Origin of the sequence: Streptomyces sp. NPDC096311, from assembly GCF_044763085.1 — a bacterium.
Taxonomy (GTDB): Bacteria; Actinomycetota; Actinomycetes; order Streptomycetales; family Streptomycetaceae; genus Streptomyces.
Genome location: NZ_JBIWFN010000006.1, coordinates 286,605 through 305,506, shown reverse-complemented (window position 1 = coordinate 305,506; position 18,902 = coordinate 286,605). Strand labels below are relative to the sequence as shown.

Genomic DNA, 18,902 nt, shown 5'->3' with positions numbered 1-18,902 from the left:
CCCCTGCGGGCCCAATCTTGAATGGCCCGAACGGACTATGCGTAAGCGGCAGATCACCCGGGGGAGTGAGCGGCGGACATACGTGAGTATCCCGGCAAAGCGGGACAGTTCAGTTGAGTCACAACGGACGCCAGGTGACGCATGAGGCTGATTCGGACACGACCTCCCCAAAAAAGTTGGGGAACCTCCGGAACGATTCGGGGTCGCCGGACGTATTGATACGTGGCCATACTGCTGTGACAGTTGAGAGCAGCTTAGGCCAAGGCATATACGCGTGTCCGGCGAATGAGAACGTAGGCTGCCCCTATGCCAAAGAAGCGCTCGGGCGGTGGTCTGTCGCCAACGCAGCAGGCCGCCAAGTTCCTCGGTGTCAGCGTGCTCGCTGGAGCAGTCATGGCCGGAATCGCGCTGCCCGCAGCGGGCGCGCTCGGTCTCGCGGCCAAGGGTTCCGTCCAGGGGTTCGACGAGATTCCCGACAACCTGAAGAGTCCCGCGCTGAGTCAGCGCACCACCATCCTGGACAGCAAGGGCGGTCAGATCGCGACGGTCTACTCGCGCGACCGCACGGTGGTCGACCTCAAGGACATCTCGCCGTACATGCAGAAGGCGATCGTCGCGATCGAGGACTCCCGCTTCTACCAGCACGGCGCGATCGACCTGAAGGGCGTCCTGCGCGCCCTGAACCAGAACGCGCAGAACGGCGGGGTCGCCCAGGGCGCCTCCACGCTCACCCAGCAGCTGGTGAAGAACTACTTCGTGGAGGAGGCCGGCGACGACCCGACGAAGGTCGCCCAGGCCACCCAGCAGACCCTCGGCCGCAAGGTTCGCGAGCTCAAGTACGCGATCCAGCTGGAAGAGAAGCTCGGCAAGAAGAAGATCCTCGAGAACTACCTGAACATCACGTTCTTCGGCGAGCAGGCCTACGGCATCGAGGCCGCCGCCCAGCGCTACTTCTCCAAACCCGCCAAGGACCTGAACCTCCAGGAGTCCGCGCTGCTCGCGGGCATCGTCCAGTCGCCCAGCCGGTACGACCCGGTGAACGACGAGGCGGAGGCCACCAAGCGCCGCAACACCGTGCTGCAGCGCATGGCCGAGGTGCACGACATCTCCCAGCAGGAGGCCGACAAGGCCAAGGAGGCGAAGCTCGGTCTGAAGGTCAGCCAGCCGAAGAACGGCTGCATCACGGCGGTCAAGGGCGCGAGCTTCTTCTGCAAGTACGTGGAGAACGTGTTCCTCACCGACCCGGTCTTCGGCAAGACCAAGGAGGCCCGGGCGAAGCTCTGGAACCAGGGCGGCCTGACCATCCGTACGACGCTCGAACCGCAGGCGCAGCAGTCGGTGCAGTCCTCGATCAAGTCCCACGTCAACAAGTCGGACTCGGTCGCCACGGCGGCCACCCTGGTCGAGCCGGGCACCGGGAAGATCGTCGGCATGGGCCAATCGAGGCCGTACGGCTACGGGAAGAACGAGACGGAGTACAACTACTCGGTCGACCGTGACATGGGCGGTTCGAATTACGGCTTCCCGACCGGTTCGACCTTCAAGCCGTTCGTGGCCGCGGCCGCGCTGGAGGAGGGCCGGCCGGCGACCCAGCAGTACCCGTCGCCGTACGAGATGGCCTACCCCAGCCCCGTACAGACGTGCAGCAGCAAGCCCTGGACCAACCTGACCGGCGAGAAGCTGTCGAACGAGAGCACAGAGGAGAAGGGTCCGTACGCACTGAAGACGGCGATGGCCAAGTCGGTCAACACCTACTTCGTGCAGATGATCTCGGACATCGGCATCTGCCCCGTGGTGAAGATGACCGACAAGCTGCACGTCGTGCAGGGCAACGGCGACAAGCTGCCCGAGGTGCCCGCCATCACCCTCGGCTCCAAGGGCATCTCTCCGCTGACCATGGCGAGCGCCTACGCCACCTTCGCCTCTCGGGGCATGTACTGCACGCCGATCGCCATCGAGTCGATCACCCAGAAGGCCGACGGCAGGGAGAAGTCGCTCGAGGTCCCGAAGTCGACCTGCTCGCGGGCCATGTCCGAGAAGACCGCGGACACCGTCAACACGCTGCTCCAGGGCGTGATCGACTCCGGTACGGGTCAGCAGGCCGGCCTCTCCGACCGCGACAACGCCGGTAAGACGGGTACGACGGACGAGCGCAAGAACGCCTGGTTCGTCGGGTACACGCCGAACCTGTCGGGCGCGGTCTGGGTCGGCAGCCCCAAGCAGAACGTCAAGATGACGGGCATCCGCATCGGAGGCGTCTACCACGACCTCGTCTACGGCGGTCAGGTGCCGGGCCCCATCTGGAAGGACGCCATGACCGGCGCCCTCTCGGGCAAGGACTCCCCGTCCTTCAACCTCGTCGACATTCCCGACGAGAAGCCCAAGGACGACGGCCATGGCCCAACCGACGGGAACAACGGCAGCAATAACGGCAACAACGGCAACAACAACGGTGGGAACACCATCAACGGGAACACCATCAGCGGCAACACCATCAGTGGCGCCAACGGCGGCACAGGTGACACGAACGGTGGCGGATTCCCGACGCCCACGTTCTCGATCCCCTCGGGCTTCATTCAGGGTCAGAACGGCAACGGGGGTCGTCACGGGTAACCCGCCCCGTCACGGCCGCTGACAGAGAACGGCACAGCACAGCCGTCGGCCTCGGCGCTCCCTCTGTCGGGAGCGCCGAGGCCGACGGCTTTTGGTGAGCGGGGTGGTGCGGGTGCAGGTACTCGTGCGGGTACAGGTACAGGTAGGTACAGGCACTCGTACGGGTACAGGTACAGGTTCAGCGTCTGCTACTGGTTCCGGTCCCTCTCGGACTCAGCCCGCGAGCAGCTGCTTGACCACGGCGGCGACACGACCGCCCTCGGCCTGCCCCGCGACCTTCGGGTTCACGATCTTCATGACCTGGCCCATGGCGCGCGGCCCCTCGGCACCCGCCGCCCTGGCCTCCTCGACGGCCTGCCCGACGATCTGCTGGAGCTCCTCGTCGGACAGCTGCTTGGGCAGGTACGCGGCGAGAACCTCCCCCTCCGCCTTCTCCCGCTCGGCCGACTCGGGACGCCCGCCCTGCGCGAAGGCGTCCGCGGCCTCGCGGCGCTTCTTCGCCTCGCGGGTGATCACCTTCTGTACTTCGTCGTCGGAGAGCTCGCGCTTCGTCTTGCCCGCGACCTCCTCCTTGGTGATCGCGGCGAGGGTCAGCCGGAGCGTCGCGGAGCGGAGCTCGTCGCGCTCCTTGATGGCGGCGTTGAGGTCTTCCTGCAGCTTCGACTTGAGCGTGGTCATGCCGTTGATTGTCGCAGGTGTGGTGCGGCGGTCGCCTGCTGATTTCAGTGCCGTGCCCCGGGACGCGCCGTCGATGGGCGCGAGGCTGTCCACAGATCCGGGGTTGTCCACAGGGCGGCAAGCGGGGCTGTCGGGGTCTGACACGATGGACGTATGCGCGCGCGATACGGAGTACCCCTGGGAATCACGGCGGTGGGCGCCGCCGGAGTGTTGTACGCGGCGGGTTTCGAGGCCCGCTCGTTCCGCCTCCGACGGGTGACGGTCCCGGTCCTGCCACCAGGCATGCGGCCGCTCCGAGTCCTCCAGGTCTCCGACATCCACATGGTGAGCGGTCAGCGTAAGAAGCAGCGCTGGCTGCGCTCCCTGGCCGGGCTGCGCCCCGACTTCGTCATCAACACCGGGGACAACCTCTCCGACCAGGAGGGCGTCCCCGAAGTCCTGGACGCCCTCGGCCCGTTGATGGAGTTCCCCGGTGCGTACGTCTTCGGTTCTAACGACTACTACGGCCCCAGACTCCGCAACCCCGCTTTGTACTTGCTGGAGAAGTCCCAGGGCCGCCACGGTCTGAACGGCAACAAGCCGGCCGTGGGCGTCATCCACAACCCGTGGGAGGACCTGCGCGACGGCTTCGACACGGCGGGCTGGCTGAACCTGACGAACACCCGGGGGACGCTCAAGATAGAAGGCGCCGAGATCGAGCTGACCGGCCTCGATGACCCGCACATCAAGCGGGACCGGTACGCGCGCGTGGCCGGCGGCCCGTCGGAGTCGGCCGACTTCTCGATGGGCGTGGTCCACGCCCCGTACCTGCGTACGCTCGACGCGTTCACGGCGGACGGCTACCCCCTGATCCTGGCCGGTCACACCCACGGCGGTCAGCTGTGCCTCCCCTTCTACGGCGCTTTCGTCACCAACTGCGACCTGGACGCGGACCGCGTGAAGGGCCTGTCCACGCACACGGCGGAGGGGCAGACGTCGTACATGCACGTCTCGGCGGGCTGCGGTACCAACCGCTACACGCCGGTACGGTTCGCGTGCCCGCCGGAGGCGTCACTGCTGACGCTGGTCGCTCGGGAGTAGGTCACTCGGCAGCAGGTCGGACGGCGGTGGACCGGACGGATGCGGGTCGGCCGGAGTGTGGTGGTCGAGCGAGGGCGCGAGCGGAAGCGGAGCCCGGGGCGACGGCGCCGTACGGGTCGATCGGGTCGTTGGTGTCGTCGGGGTCGTCCGGGACGCCGGGGGGCGTTGGGGTCGATCGCGCCGGGCAGGTCGATCGGGTCGATCAGAGCGTTGATGTCGATGTCGATCTCGATGCTGGTGGGGAGCGGGTCCGCGTTCGGCCGTCACCCACCCGGGTGACCCATATCGCCCGATTCGCCCCACGCGCTTAGCGTGAGAGCATGATCGCCCCGATCCCCAGGGACATACCCGACCTGCCCGCGATACCGGGCATCCCCCCGCCGAACCCCTTCATCGTCCCGGCGACGGCAGTGGTGGCCCCCGTGCGCCGCCCGGTCGTGGCCGTCTTCCGTCTCCTGGTCGCCCTCGTGGCGACCTTGGGCGTGGCCATCGAGATGCGCCTGGGCAGTCCGCTCCACGTGCTCAGCTACTTCACCATCCAGGCCAACCTGCTGGTGGCGGTGGTCTTCGTCGCCTCGGCCCGGCGGGCACGGGCAGCGCGTCGCCCGCTGCCCGCGGTCCTCATGGGCGGCACGCTGCTCTACATCTCGATCACCGGCCTGGTCTACCACCTGATCCTGGCGGACCCGTCCAGCGGCTTCTCCATGATCGGGGGTATCGCCCGGCACGCCGGCTGGCAGGCGGTGTCGAACCAGATCCTGCACACAGTGATCCCCATCGCCGCGGTGATCGACTGGCTCCTGCTGACCCGCCCGGCCCCGTTCGCGGTCCGGCATGCGACGACGTGGCTTGTCTACCCTCTCGCCTACCTGGCCTTTTCCCTCGTCCGCGGAGAGATGCTGCCGCCGGGCACCCCGGCGCGCTACCTCTACCCCTTCGTGGACGTCGACCGGCACGGCTACGTGGGCATCCTCGGCAACACCGCGATCCTCGGCGTCGCCTTCTACGCCCTCGCTCTCCTCGTCATCGCCCTGGACCACGTCCGCCCCGACCCGTTCCGCCGCCGCGGCCGACGCCCCGGAAACCGGATTTCGTCTCCGGCCACCGGTGGGCTAAAGTAAACGACGTCGCCGCGAGAGCAGCGACAATCGGGGTGTAGCGCAGCTTGGCAGCGCGCTTCGTTCGGGACGAAGAGGTCGTGGGTTCAAATCCCGCCACCCCGACAGCTAAATCGCAGGTCAGGCCCGGTGCTGAGTAATCAGCACCGGGCCTGCCTCGTTCTCCGGGGGCTCTCTGGAGAAATCCTGGAGAAGATCTTGGAATCTGCCTCCAGATCGGCGCCCGCTAGCGAGCCTTCAGCGCCGCATCCAGAGCAGCCACGGGCGAGCCGAGACTCATCGTCCGACGCGCATCCAACGCTTCCTCCCACATCCCGGTCAGCGCAGTCATCAGCGCCTGCCGCATCCCTGGCGTGATGTGGTCATAGCGCGACTGGACAGAGCCGTCCTCATGGCCCATGCGTTCGTCCATAAGCTTCGGGGGGGTCCCCACTTCCCTCATCAGGGTCTTGTGCGTATGGCGCAACCCGTGCGGGGTGAGTCCCGGGGCGATCGGCACCCAGCACGCCTCAGCCCGCTTGGCGGCTCCCCGCCCGCGGGCCGGGATGCCGGGCCAAGGCTCGGCAACGACGGGCACCGGCCGCTCTTCCTGACTGCCCCGCCCCGAGTACCGCCCTGTCGCGGCCGGCCGAAAGAGCCACGTGGCGAAACCGGAGCGCCGCCAGTGAGCAGCCAACTCCCCCGATGCCGCGTTGCGGATGTATCCGAGATCGCTGACAGCTTCCAGCACCTTCAGACGAGTCGGCTCCGCCACGGCATCCGGGCGGTTGAGGACGTTGGAGACGGTGCCGGTCGACACGCCGGAGCGGCGCGCCACGTCGACTAGCTTCGCCCCGGGACGACTTGCGGACCCGTTGGCGGTTCCATGGCCGCGGAATACGTAGGCCAGTCCGTGACACTCGCAAGGCTTCGGTCTTGTCCGGGCCATGTGGCTAGCAAGCAGGGAGGCGAGGAAATCCGGAGTGTCAATGTCGCGGTAGGAGTCGTCCTTGGGCGGGCAGCGGTGCAGTTCGCCGGTGTCCAGTTCATAGAGTTGCCACTCCACGCGGATGCCCTTCGGCCGGACGAACTCAGGCTCAAGGCCCACGATTTCGCCCCAGCGCATGCCGGTGTAGCCCTTGATGATGCCGGCAACGAACTCGTCGTCGCGGCCGGACAGCAGCGCCATTCTCTCGGCGAGCAGCAGGATGCCAAGTGCGGTCGTGACCGCCTTCTCCGGGCCACGGTTACGTGAGCGGCCGGCGCGCTTCCCTCGTCCGCGGCGCTTGGTTGCCGGGTTGGAGTCGCGCAGCCCCTCGTCAACAGCATCGGCAAGGATCAGGTGCAGTGTCGCCCGCCACGTCTTGACGCTGGATGCCGCATAAGGCACCGCGCGTTCGTGCTTCTCCCAGGCGGCAATGTCGGTGCTCAGGATGTCAGCAACGGCGGAGTCCTCGAATGCGGGGAGTAAGTGCTCTTCGATGTGCCGCCGGTGGGCCTTCCCCCGGGAAGGTGGGCACGCGGTTATTGATCACGCGGCGAGCGTGAGTTTAGCGGTGTGGTGTCGGTGTTCGTATTCGTTGGGGCTGAGGTGGCCGTTGGCGGAGTGCCGGCGGCGGGTGTTGTAGCGGGGCAGCCAGGCGAAGACGGTCCTGCGGCAGGTGTCGGAGTCGCCGTAGTCGTGGGCGCCCTGGAGGGTCTCGCGTTTCAGGGAGGCGTGGAAGCTTTCGCAGGCCGCGTTGTCGGCGCTGGTGCCGACCGCACCCATCGACCGTGTGACCCCGAGCTGGTCGCAGAGGTCGGCGAAGGCCCGGGATCCGTATCGCGCTCCGTGGTCGGAGTGGAACACGGCGCCGTCCAGGCGGCCACGGGTCGAGGCTGCCATCCGCAGTGCGTCGGCAACCAGGCCGGTGCGCATGTGGTCGGCGATGGACCAGCCGACGACCTTGCGGCTGAAGCAGTCCAGCATGGTCGCGAGATAGAGGAACTCCCCGCCTGCGAGCGGGAGATACGTGATGTCGCCCATATATTTGCGCCCCGGCTCGGTAGCGGTGAAGTCCCGCTGGAACAGGTCCGGGACCGGTGAGGCTGCCGGGTCCGGGACGGTGGTGCGCACGCGTCTGCGCAGGCGGATGCCGGTGATGGAGAACGTCCGCATGATCCGGGCGATCCGCTTCTCGTTGACCCGCCGCCCTTTCTCACGGAGCTCGGCCGTCACTCGCGGGAAGCCGTAAGCGCCGCCGGACTCGCCGTGGACCTCGCGGATCTCCTCGGCCAGGGTCCGGTCCTCCCGCTGCCGGGTAGCCCGGGCCTCGGCGCCGGCGAGCCACTTGTAGTAGCTGGACCGGTTCACGTCCAGGACTTGGCAGAGCCGCTTCACCTCGTAGGTGTTGCGATGGTCGTCAACGAACTGGAAGCGGCTCCTCACCAGTTCGTCTCTCCGGCGAAATACTTGGCCGCCTTGCGGAGGATGTCCCGCTCGGTGGCGAGCATGCGCTCACTTGCCTCGAGCTCGGCCACCCGGGCCTCCAACTGCCGTACCCGCTCGTCCGGATCAGCGGACGGCACCGCCTCCCGAGGCTGGGCGCCCGGCTTCGCAACCGCGGCGGTGATGCCACGGCGTTCGCGGTCCCGCAGCACCCACTCACGCAGGGTCGCCCGGTTGACGCCCAGGTCAGCAGCGATGCTCTTGTAGATCGCCCCGGGTGTGGACTCGTACAGGGCCACGGCATCGGCCTTGAACTCGTCCGAGTAGTCCTTCATCGCCATCGGCGGTCTTCCCGCTTCCTCCGGATCAAGCAGATCCAGTATCAGCGTGTCCACCACTCAGGGGGAGGTCCCCCTGAGTGTGAGAGGCCCGATGGAACGCGACCCGGACAAACAGTCAGGGTTCGTTTACGGCCGTGCCGTCGCCGCGGGCGGTTGTCCTGTCTCAGCGGAAAGTAAGTGCGTGCCTCGCTCCCTGTCCTTCGCCGAGGGGGTGCTGCGCGACCACCGAGACTTAAATTAACGCGCTAGGAATCTTCGACTTCACCTCGATGGTAATCCTTGTGCTCCTCTTTAAATTCTGCCTCAAGGTCAATCATCCATGAAAAAATATTGAGCAAACTAGGCGGGTCAACATCACCCCCCATGCGCGAAGAAATGGTTTGCAGGACTACTGAAATGAATCCTCGGAATTGAATAAGGAACCCTATAGGGTGACCTTTACCCTCCTCACCAATGGGTAGGCGCATCGTTATTTCTTTTATAATCTTGGCAAGAATCTCATAGCGTTCAAGAACGCCCGGATGGGTACTGCTTACGCCCTCAGAAACCCAAGATTGATTAACATGCGCAAGGGCGACCAGGGCTATCATCGAACCTCCGACCGCTCGATATACGCGAGGGCGACTTCCACCTTCCGAGAGAAGACCACAGGTGAGCAGAAAAGCAGCCACATCTGCTTCCACTTCCTGTTTCTGACTGCTATTAAGCTTCTCCATTATTCCGTCGGCGTCAATTTGGGAAAGCCACTGGTAGACCACTTTCTTAGCTCCACCAGCATGCCGAAAATACTCGTCAGTGTGCCCCAGCATATGATGGCAGAATTCGTGAGCGACGACGAAAGTTTCGGCAGCAGTGACCAACGTGTGATAATCATTCTCTGTTCGCCGGACAGGTAGCTCAATGAGCAAGGGGTGTGCCGCGTAGACGTTTCCTTCCGTCGCCCACTTCCCGACCGACTGATCTGCAATCAGGATGGGCTCGAATGCAGACCGCTCAAGCTCATCCACAATCATCTGAGTAATTTCCTCATCCTCATCCGAAAAGTCCACCTCCGTGGCAGCCGACAGTACGGATTCATAGAAATGACAGAAAAGCGTGCTATAGATCATGGCCGCCATAGTTAGACCATGATTTATTTCTACAATTCCGGCATTTCTGAATGAGGAAGCTTCCGCGTTGGCATCTCCCTTGAAGGCGCGGGCCACGAAAGTGTTCTTCATTGTGGCCCGCCACTCTATGGGAGCCAGGTTTACCAACTCCGTGGCAACCACTTGAAGTTCAGGACAATTTGAACTCTCGGGCTTCCATCCGAGAAATTCTGCATAAGATCCTGTCGCCCAGCCTCTTCGAACAAGGTCTTCCAAAAATTTTCTTCAGGCCTTCCGCAATCGACATAGAACTGGCTTCGCGATCCATTCAGCTTCCACATTTTTCCCCCACAATTGCTTCCCACTCGGGCACCTCGCGGTGACGGCAGACGAGATTGCGAATGCGGTCGCCGAGAACAAGCCCGGATTCATGCCCCGCTGAGCAGCCCACTACTTATCTACCCATGTCGACGAACTGTGCATAATGACCGTGGAAAGCTACTGCGACCTTCGCGGTTGGACCGCTGCGGCTCTTCGCAATAATCAAGTCAGCCTCGCCAGCCCTCATTGATTTGCTTTCGTACGCGTCCTCTCGGTGCAGAAGGATGACCACGTCGCGAACTTTTCCAGGCTTCCCGGATACCGTGCGCGAGGTGAAAGCGATGGACCCGACGGGGCGGCGGTGGCCCCGTTATAAGTCTGGCGACGACGCGGCGATTGCATTCTGCGCGTGGTGATTCTACCGATTCTTTTGTTCATCGCGGCAAAAAGGTAACGGTGGGCGGGCCTGTTTTCTAAATAGAGCCGGGACTAGCTGGGCCCCCTTGCGGTTGCTGGGACGACGAGGCATCTTGTGTGCCACCGCTGTATGAACTTCTAAGCGATCCCATGAAATCTCTCGGGCCTATGCCCAGACGCTTACTACCCCAGAGAGCCGCTGGCCCCATCAGGAACACCAGTGCTGCTGGGATCGAAACAGTAGGTTGCACGCCAACAGCTGCGCCCAGAGCGATAACAAGGGCAGCGGCCGCAGCTCCCAGGATGATGATCCATGAGTCGCGTCGATCGCGCTTTGTATCTACTGGGTCTATAAGAGAAGGGCTCGGTTCAGTGGAATTAGGTACATCCAAAAGGGACATCCATCGCTCATCAATCAAACGGTCTAGCACGTGTTTATGGACTCGGACAAATTGCGGCAGAGCTTCGGTGCCGCGCATGAGTACATCGTCGGTAACCTTCCTAAGCTCGTGCTGCACGGCTGTAATGTGGAGAGTTACATTACGGTATTGTTCCTGAGGCGCAGACCCCCACTTGGCCCTGGCAAAGCTGGACAGCTCGTCGCTAAACTTTTTGGCGAGATCGTCAAGGCTCAAAATGCTGCCCGACCCCTTGACTATCTGATAGGCCTCTTCGAATACGACGAAACATCTCCGAATCGCACCGAGGTCAGCAACCAGGAAAGCGATATAGCGCATCGTAAAGTGAAATGCAACTAGCGCCGTGAGGCACGTTATGACCAAACCTGCGTAGACCACAAGGGAATTCAGATCGTCCCAGGAGTATTTCTGACTAGTTGCACTCGGGGGGTTTTTCGTTCCAGTAATTGCCGTAGAGAATCCGAACAATATCGCCATGGAGACCAGGAAGAGGTAAAGGGTTCTTTGGAACCACACGTATACAGAGTCTGCTCTCCTGTATGCCTGGGTGTATGACTTTGTGCTTCTCTCGGGCGCTTCCCCTAGAAAACGTAGCGTGGCAACCGCGTGGCGTACGCGGGTTTTGATGTGTCGTCTCCTTTGAGGTATCGGAATGGGAACGAGTGGGAATATCCCTGGGCGTCTCCACGGCTTGAAATATCTCGCCAGCATTCTCAAATACATAGATATACCGTAAGTGAACAAAGGGAGTACGATCCAGGTAAGCGCGAAGCTTCTAACGACGATCTGCCAGTCATGGAGTTTCAATGCGTCCCCCGATTCTTGGGATTTTTGGGAGAGGTCTACTGGCGGGAGATTCTACAACTTCTTTCATTTCCCAGTGTGCAACTCTGGGAAAATCGCCCTTCGAGCGTGACTAGTCCAGATACTTGTCGCCGCGCACCGCTGCAGAGGTGAAGGCCGGCGGCTGGACGGGTGCTACGTCGACGCGTTGCACAAGGGGTCAGTCGACGCCCCCATGCGTCGGGCTCTGGGGCATGCTGTCCGCCGTTCCTGCTTGCCGCCAATGCTGCTATGCGAGGATCCACGCCGCCGAACCGCAGGGCGCCGCGAACCTGCCTCCCCTCCGAACTGACGAGCAGGTCACCGACGACGGTGGAAGGCCAGTCTCAGTTCTAGTTTCGATTGCTGCTCAATCCCGTGCGGTCCACGTCCGTCCGTGAACGTCCGGCACGTCGCCTGACCTGTAACGCAACCGACGAGCGGACGTGCATGGATCACTAGGGAACATGCATTGACAACTCGTAATGCGTAGGTGGTCGGCTAGCGGTGCCTGGCCGTGGCGATCGAAGCCACGCGTGCGGCGGGACCGACGTGGGCACCATGGACGCCATGGCCAACGAAAAGGACCGGCAAGCAGCACCGCTTCCTCGGCGACGCGAGTCGCTGAGGAAGCAGAGCTGGGCCCTCTAGTCGCGACCGGGAGCTCTCTCAGTTCAGGTCATCGACGGCCCGTACAGGCGGCGTGGGGTCGGTTGCGATGGCGGGAGTTCGCCTGATTAACGGTGTGTGCGCCTCCGACGATGTCAGCATGCCGACGCCTGTAACGCCTCTCCCCGCTGCACTCATCCCCGACTGCACCAAACCGGATGCTCACCACGCGGCCTACAGAAGCGCCAAGACCAACGACGCGATCTTTGTGTGCATCGCTCGCCAGGGATCGCGCTGGAAAGTGGAGCTTGACGCTCTGGCCAGCAGTGGGCCCACCATCCCGGACGAGGCAGTGGCAGTCCTGCAGTCCGCGGTTGAAGTATTGGTATCTGCTGGCACGGTGACGCAGGCCAACATTGCACCTGACTACATCTCCATATGGGCGATCGAGAGCGAGCAGAAGGCGCGCGAAATCGCGGCTGCGTTCCATGCCGCCATGCAGGGACTCCGGCAGCTATACATCGCCGTTCCAGTCCCGCGTAGAAGTGCCTAACCTCCAAGGCTCGCGGTGCCTCATGCCGAGGCGGGCGGTGCGGCCAGCGGACCACGGATCTGCGGACCACACGCCGGCTCCTGCATCGCGCGCAGTGAGCGTGAGTGAGCCTTGGAGAATTCTTGGAGATGATCTTGCGTCAGGATCCCTGAGGTACCAACGAAGACCGATGCTCCCCAACGTCCTGACCTGCACATTTGACCTAGAGCACAGATAGGCGATCTTCCAGGGCCTAATTCGGGACGAAGAGGTCGTGGGTTCAAATCCCGCCACCCCGACAGTGAAGTACCAGGTCAGGGGCCTGATCCGCATCGCGGGTCGGGTCCCTGAGTGGTTGTGGGGCCGATTGAGAAGTCGACTCGGAAGCTGGCCCCCAAGGGCGCGCCCGCAAGATCGCCGGGATCAACCGTCGACAGGGCGAGTCTCCGCCTGAAATCAGAAGCGGCAACCGGGGCACGTACGTGTGGTGTCAGCTTGCCGCCGCCGAAGCCCCGGCGCGGGTCACACCAGCTGTGCGAGTGGCTCGACAGTCTCCCAATGCTTGAGGTACTCGACGGCCGCGTGCGGGTTGGTGTTGCGGTTCTTCACCAACCGGGTGCGCTCCAGCACGGCGTCGTTGTCTGGGAACACGGTCCGCAGCCGCAGCGTGGAGACGATGAAGTCATCGCGGTCGGCGACGTTCACCCAGCGCTTGAGGTGGCCTGGTGAGCGCAGTGGCTGTGGGCGCAGCCGCCGACGGATGATGGAGCGCAGGCCGAGCGGCGACCCGAAAGTGATCAGCAGCGGCAACGGTTGTTCGAGCCGGTGCAGGGCCTCGTAGGCGACGATGGTGCCCAGCGAGTGCGCAAGTACCACCTTGGTGTCCGGAGCCACCTGGGACAGCACGGCCTCGATCGCGCCCTCGCGGACGGTCTCGTCGTCCAGGTAGGCCGCAACTTGTCCGAGGTGGAACACGCCAGTGCTGCTCAGCGCCGCGAAACCGGAGCGGGCAACCGGGCCGAGCCGCCCCAGCATCGCGACGAACATGCGCAGCAGCTCGGCCGGACCCTGCTCGGGGCCGACCTCGGCGCGCAGTTCGTCCAAGGCGCGGGCGGCTTCGGCGCGGGCCGCCGGATCGGACGCGTGCTGCTGAATGTTGTCCATGATGTCGACGGCGACGTCCTCGCCAGTCGCTGCCATCGGGTCGGGCAGCGGCATGTCCCAGTCGTCCTGCGGCACGTAGCGGGCGTACAGGTGGCGGTAGTACGCCATCGCAGCCGAGACGGAGCCGTCCTCCAGCCGGGCGGCCTGCTCAGCACGGCCATTGTCCCGCAGGGTCCGTGCCAGCGTGCGCATCCAGTCACCACGCAGCTGCTCCTCGGTCTCCTCGTCGGGGCCAATGCCGTGCACCATGACCAACTCAGCCATCTGTCTCCGTCCGCTTGACGCCGTGCCCTGCCCGCGCGGCCAACTAATCCTAGATTGAGCATTAGTTGCCCGATCCTCTGTGCCGATAATGCCAGGGTGACGGATGAACGCAGAGCGTTGGTGATCGCCTCCCACTGGGACGCGCGGGAGCGGAAGCCGGCGAGTCGGCTAGAGCTACTGGAGCCCTGTGCGACGGAGTTGACGGGGCTCTTGCTGGACCCACTGCGCGGTGACTGCGAACCAGCCCTTGGCGACGGCCTGCTGATGAACCCGCAGACGGTTACGGAGGTGACCTCAGCCCTGGCCGAGGCATTCGAGGGAGCGTCGGCCGCCGGAGCGCCCCTGGTGCTGGGCTTCCTCGGGCACGGCCACGTCGTCCGCGAGGGCGAGTTTCTCTTCCCGGTCCACTCCACCCCAGATGTGCCCGGTCCCGAGACTGCCTTCGATCTCCCCTCCGGGCTGGGCGATCTGGTGCGGCGCCACGGCGGCGTCCGTGAGCTGACAGTCGTCATCGACGCGTGCCTATCGGGGTATGCGGGGCTCTTCGCGACGCAGAGGTGGTTTAAACCCGCCATGCAGACCGGCCGGCGGATCGAGGTGCTGACCTCCTCGGATGGCCGGGTCTCGTACGGACTGCAATTCTCGGGAGCCTTGAACGGGCTTATCCGGCAGGGGGACATCCGACTCGAACAGATCCTGCGCACCCGGCCGGTGCGGCAGGCGGTGGAGGCCCGCCTGAAACGGCAGGTGCCGCAGGCCACCTCGTACGACGGTGGCGGGGGCGCTCCCGAGGCCCCGTACGACACCTGGCTCGCCCGCAACGTGGCGTACCAGCGGGAGCTGAGCGTGCTGGCGGGGTCGGTCGACGGAGGAGTGCTCATGCCGCCGCTGCGGCACTTCCAGCCGCCCGCGGAGCTGGGGGAGTTCGTCAAGGCGGTCGGCCGGAACCGGTTGGTCGCCGTGCTCGGCACTATGGGTACTGGGAAGACCACGCTCGCCTCCGCGCTGTGCCGCGCGGAGCTGCTCCCGCCGGAGGAGGCGGACCGTGCCCCGGCCGTCTGCGGGCTCATCCGCCTCGACACCACCCGCTGGACCTCCGGCTCGGTGTGGTCGCTGCTGTCCGACCAGCTGAAGAAGTACCTCCCCGGGTTCGCCGACGGGAAGAAGGCGTACAACGCCCGTGTGCCGGAAGGCGAGCGGACGCTGCTGCCGCGTGCAGTGGCCGAGATCGGCGGGCCGCTCGGGCAGATGGAACCGTGCGACCCGGTGCGCGTGATCGTGGACGGACTCGATCAGGTCGACGCTCCGCACCGCCCTGAGCTTGTCCGCGAGCTGACCGCGCTGGCCGATGCGGCGCCGAAGTGGTTCGGCGTCGTGGCGACAGTCCGGGACGGGGTGCCGCTGCCCGGTGACTGGCACCGCGCGCCGGTCCCCGCGCCCGGGGAGGAGCAGCTACGGGCGTACCTGCGGGCGGCCCAGCATGCGGCCGGGCGCACGCAGAACGTCATTCTCCAGCAGGCGAACGGAAACTGGCAGGTCACCCGGGTGCTGGGCGAGAGCGGCCCGCTGGCCCGGACAGGTCAGGTGTCCTTCACCGAGATGTACCGGGAGACGCTGCTCGCCAAGAAGGCGCAGGTCCCGGGCGGGCGTGGCGGGTGGCTCGACGCCGTCCTGGTCGTGACCGCCGCCGCCGGGTCGAGCCCCACGCTGCCCCGCCCACTGCTCGTCCGGGCGTCCGCCGAGCTGGGCGGTCCCATGGACGACGAGGCGTTGGATCAGGTTCTGGACCTGGTGCCGGGACTGGTGGTGCAATCGCCGCACCCTGCCGGAATCGAACTGTTCGGCGTGCACCACCCTTCTCTGATCGAATACGTGCAGGAGGAGGACGACGTGGTGGCCGGCCACCAGGCCCTCTGCCGGGCGCTTGAGACCATGGCCCCCATGGACGAGCATTCGCCCGACGACCCCCTGCACGCCTACGCCGAGCAGGCGGAGCCAGAACACCTGTGGCAGGCGGCCGCGCGCAACCCATCGCTGTACGACCGGCTACTGAAGTGTCTGGAACGGCGCCCGGCGGCCGAGGCGACGGTCAACCGGGCCCGGTGGGCGGCCTGGGGGGACCGGCTGGCGGAGCGACCCGGTGCCGACTCGCCGGTGACACTGCTTGCCCGGGAGCGGGCCGCCTACTGGACGGGCAAGGCTGGGGCCTACGGTCACAGCCGCGAACTGTATCGCGATCTCCTGGAGGACCAGCGCCGCGTGCTCGGCGACGACGACGCCCGAGTGCTGGAGGCCCGGTACCGCATCGCGTACGCGACCGGCGAGACCGGCGATTTCGCCGAGGCTCTGCGGCTGCACCACGCCGTACTATCCGACCAGATCCGGGTGTTCGGTCCTGACGACCCTCGCACCCTGAAGAACCGGCACGACATCGCGTACTGGACGGGCCGGGGCGGGGACATGGCGCGTGGTCTGCGGCTGCACGAAGAACTGCTTGAAGATCAGCGCCGCGTGCTCGCGCCGGCGGACCAGGCAGTGCTGGAGAGCCGCCACTACATCGCGTACTGGCACGGCATGCTGGGCCGGTACGACACGGCGTTGGCGCTGCACGAGGAACTACTGCGGGACCGGATCGCGGTGTTCGGCGAGGACCACGCACAGGTGCTCTTCAGCCGATTCAACATCTACAAGTTCCTCGGTGAGTCCGGGCGTCGGCAGGAAGCATTCGACGGTTTCCGTGCACTGCTGCCGGACGTGCGGCGCATCCGCGGCGAGGACCACCCCAACACGCTGCTCGCGCGGCTGAACATCGCCCGCTACACCTGGGAACTGGGCGACCCGGCGGGCTCGCTGGCGCTGCACGAGGAATTGCTGGAGGACCAGCGGAAGGCACTCGGTAACACCCATCCCGCCGCGCTGATCACCCGTTTTAACATGGCCATGCTCAAGGCCGAGCTGGGTGACCCGACCGTAGCGCTCGCCGAACTGGACGTTCTGCTGGAGGAGCGGCTGGCCCGCTACGGCAACCCGCTACACCCCGAGGTGATCAGGACCCGGTTCGGACGGGCCCAGGTCGTCGCGCGGCAGGGGGACGTCGAGAGCGCCATGGCCCTGCTGCGCGAGGTCCGGGACGACCGCGCACGGGTCCTCGGCGAGGACCACCCTGACACGCTGGCCGCACAGGCGGAGATGGACGGTCTGTCGGTCACGGACCTGTGAGACGGCGCGAGGCGGTCGGTGACGGTGGAGTCGGGTGCGGTGCATGAGCATCATTGGGGTCGGCGCTCATGGACAGCCACGGTGGGCGCGCTGCACGGCTGATGGTCCGCCAAGGGGCGGCATAGCTGGGAGCCATCTGGGAGCCAACCTGCTCCCCCAGCCCCTCTGGGACCACCCGAGACCATCCCACCCCAACGCCCTGACCAGCCAAAACAGCAAACCAACCGGTGATGATCACGCCCGACCCTCATTCGGGACGAAGAGGTCGTGGGTTCAAATCCCGCCACCCCGACAGCTGGATAGCAGTTCAGAGGGCCTTTACCGGATCGGTAAGGGTCCTCTGGCGTTGCTGCGGGTCTGTCTGGCGTGACGATCGATTCCCGCGTGCCTACTAGCGGTGCGGGATGGCGCTGAAGATGCCGTCCATGACCACGGCGCCGGTCTGGATCACGGGTCGGATCTGCTTCCGGTACACCTCGTCGGTCACGGCCGTGAGGGAGTGACCGACGAGTCGGGAGATCTCTTCCAGCGGGACGCCGCGGTCGGAGAGCAGGGACACGAAGCTGTGCCCGAGCTCCCGAAGCGTCCGCTCGTCGGCGCTGGTCCCGTCGGCATCCTTGAGCGCTTGGTGGAAGGCACGACGGAGGTTGGTCGCGTCGAGCGGCTTGCCCACGGCCGAGGAGAAGACGAGCCCGTGTTCGTCCCACTTGTCGCCGGGGGCGAGCCGTTCGCCGCCCTGACCTTGCTCGTTCCCGCTCCGCATGCGTGTGGGTCGACGGCGGACGGGATGGGAGGTTGGGTGAGTGGTGGGAGAACCGGGCCGGTGACGGGGGCAGGGCCGCGAGGGGGATGATCCGCTCATGCGCATACGACGAGAGGTCCGCTGGGTCTTGTGGGGGCTGTGGCTTGCGTGTCTGGTGTTCTGCATCTGGTTCTTCGCGGAGGTGATCACGCTGTTCCTGCAGGCCGAGTCCTGGTGACGCGGGCGGGGTGGTAGACGGTCGGGCGCGGCCGGTGTCAGGGGCAGACTCGCAGCTCGGCGTCTTGCCAGGTCAGGTCCAGCGCGGTTACGCGATCTTCCGAACTGGGGCGGTGTCCGACCCACGGCAGGGGGTCCTCGGACGCGGTCACAGTCCGGCGTGCCAGTCCCGCTCCAGATCACCCGTGTCGCATACGCTGCGAAGACGTCCGACCTGGCGTCCCCGATAACACGTACGCACAAGGGAATGCCGTCCGGTGGCGGCTCTTCACGTCGGTTCGGATGGCGCGGCTGCCGGATTGCGGAAGGGGTGTGGCATGAGGTCCCCAGGTGTGCACCTACGGGAGATCACCGACGCAAACCGGGATGCCGTACGCGCCCTCCGGGTCCGACGTGACCAGAAGCAGTTCGTCGCCTCCGTGTCCAAGTCGCTCAAGGACGCGGCAAGGAAACCGGAGGCCAATCCCTGGTATCGCGCCGTGTACCGAGGCGACGAGCCGGTCGGCTTCGTGATGCTGTCGTGGAAGCCGCCGTCCGGCCTTTTCCAAGGGCGGCACTTCCTCTGGCGCCTCCTCGTCGACAAGCGGTACCAGCGACGAGGGATCGGCCGAGAGGCACTCACGGAGATCGCCGCCCTGGTTCGCGCGGACGGCGCCACCGAGCTGCTGACCAGCTACGAGCCCGGCGACGGCGAACCGTGGCCCTTCTACCAGAAGTTCGGGTTCGAGCCCACCGGGGAGATGGACGACGGTGAGATCGTTCTGCGGCTCGCCTTCCCCGCTCAGTGAGCTCACACGGGAAACCGCGACCGCGGAAAGGCACCCCGTTTTC

At 65.2% G+C, this 18,902-nt stretch carries 12 protein-coding genes, 1 tRNA gene and 2 pseudogenes; 7 read left to right on the top strand and 8 right to left on the bottom strand.

Annotated features, from left to right (window positions below; all coding sequences use genetic code 11):
- Positions 1-306: 306 nt before the first annotated feature.
- Entirely contained in the window at positions 307-2,613 is a 2,307-nt protein-coding gene (locus tag ACIRA5_RS18030; RefSeq protein WP_403691735.1) for a transglycosylase domain-containing protein, read from the top strand.
- Positions 2,614-2,826: 213 nt separating this feature from the next.
- On the opposite strand, the gene ACIRA5_RS18025 is transcribed toward ACIRA5_RS18030, so the two are convergent.
- Positions 2,827-3,291 carry a GatB/YqeY domain-containing protein gene (locus ACIRA5_RS18025; protein WP_403691734.1) on the bottom strand — a complete coding sequence of 155 codons (465 nt, stop codon included), beginning with the start codon at positions 3,289-3,291 and terminating at the stop codon, positions 2,827-2,829.
- A gap of 153 nt (positions 3,292-3,444) precedes the next feature.
- On the opposite strand from ACIRA5_RS18025, the gene ACIRA5_RS18020 reads away from it, so the two are divergent.
- The 3 genes from ACIRA5_RS18020 to ACIRA5_RS18010 all read left to right on the top strand — a co-directional run bounded on the left by ACIRA5_RS18020 (position 3,445) and on the right by ACIRA5_RS18010 (position 5,594).
- Positions 3,445-4,371 carry a metallophosphoesterase gene (locus ACIRA5_RS18020; RefSeq protein ID WP_403691733.1) on the top strand — a complete coding sequence of 309 codons (927 nt, stop codon included), beginning with the start codon at positions 3,445-3,447 and terminating at the stop codon, positions 4,369-4,371.
- Between the two features lie 320 nt (positions 4,372-4,691).
- A complete protein-coding gene (locus ACIRA5_RS18015; protein WP_403691731.1) occupies positions 4,692-5,492 on the top strand; it encodes a Pr6Pr family membrane protein in 801 nt (266 codons plus the stop codon).
- Between the two features lie 28 nt (positions 5,493-5,520).
- Positions 5,521-5,594, top strand: a tRNA-Pro gene (locus ACIRA5_RS18010).
- 121 nt (positions 5,595-5,715) lie between these two features.
- Here the strand turns inward: ACIRA5_RS18010 and ACIRA5_RS18005 are convergent.
- The 5 genes and pseudogenes from ACIRA5_RS18005 to ACIRA5_RS17985 form a co-directional block, all read right to left on the bottom strand.
- Entirely contained in the window at positions 5,716-6,996 is a 1,281-nt protein-coding gene (locus ACIRA5_RS18005) for a LacI family DNA-binding transcriptional regulator (RefSeq protein ID WP_403691940.1), read from the bottom strand.
- A 3-nt stretch (positions 6,997-6,999) separates the two neighbouring features.
- Positions 7,000-8,237 (bottom strand): IS3 family transposase gene (locus ACIRA5_RS18000; RefSeq protein WP_403691938.1). Its coding sequence is split into 2 segments (ribosomal slippage): positions 7,000-7,911 and positions 7,914-8,237, totalling 1,236 coding nucleotides; the frame shifts between segments, so codons are not numbered across the junction.
- 245 nt (positions 8,238-8,482) lie between these two features.
- The gene (locus ACIRA5_RS17995) at positions 8,483-9,442 is read right to left on the bottom strand and encodes a hypothetical protein (protein ID WP_403691730.1); all 960 of its coding nucleotides are present in this window, start codon (positions 9,440-9,442) and stop codon (positions 8,483-8,485) included.
- Positions 9,443-9,779: 337 nt separating this feature from the next.
- Positions 9,780-9,941, bottom strand: a pseudogene (locus ACIRA5_RS17990) (DnaB-like helicase C-terminal domain-containing protein); the annotation flags it as partial.
- 178 nt (positions 9,942-10,119) lie between these two features.
- Entirely contained in the window at positions 10,120-10,998 is an 879-nt protein-coding gene (locus tag ACIRA5_RS17985; protein ID WP_403691728.1) for a hypothetical protein, read from the bottom strand.
- Between the two features lie 1,075 nt (positions 10,999-12,073).
- Between ACIRA5_RS17985 and ACIRA5_RS17980 the strand changes: the two genes are divergently transcribed.
- Positions 12,074-12,466 (top strand): hypothetical protein, encoded by a 393-nt coding sequence (locus tag ACIRA5_RS17980; RefSeq protein WP_403691726.1) that lies wholly within the window; start codon positions 12,074-12,076, stop codon positions 12,464-12,466.
- Between the two features lie 501 nt (positions 12,467-12,967).
- Here ACIRA5_RS17980 and ACIRA5_RS17975 read toward each other — a convergent pair.
- Complete coding sequence (locus tag ACIRA5_RS17975; protein WP_403691724.1) at positions 12,968-13,873, bottom strand: hypothetical protein; 906 nt, start codon at positions 13,871-13,873, stop codon at positions 12,968-12,970.
- Between the two features lie 288 nt (positions 13,874-14,161).
- Between ACIRA5_RS17975 and ACIRA5_RS17970 the strand changes: the two genes are divergently transcribed.
- A complete protein-coding gene (locus ACIRA5_RS17970) occupies positions 14,162-17,092 on the top strand; it encodes a tetratricopeptide repeat protein (RefSeq protein ID WP_403691723.1) in 2,931 nt (976 codons plus the stop codon).
- A 391-nt stretch (positions 17,093-17,483) separates the two neighbouring features.
- Here the strand turns inward: ACIRA5_RS17970 and ACIRA5_RS17965 are convergent.
- Positions 17,484-17,837, bottom strand: a pseudogene (locus ACIRA5_RS17965) (tyrosine-type recombinase/integrase); the annotation flags it as partial.
- Positions 17,838-18,388: 551 nt separating this feature from the next.
- Here ACIRA5_RS17965 and ACIRA5_RS17960 point away from each other — a divergent pair.
- Positions 18,389-18,859 carry a GNAT family N-acetyltransferase gene (locus ACIRA5_RS17960; RefSeq protein WP_403691721.1) on the top strand — a complete coding sequence of 157 codons (471 nt, stop codon included), beginning with the start codon at positions 18,389-18,391 and terminating at the stop codon, positions 18,857-18,859.
- Positions 18,860-18,902 lie beyond the last annotated feature (43 nt).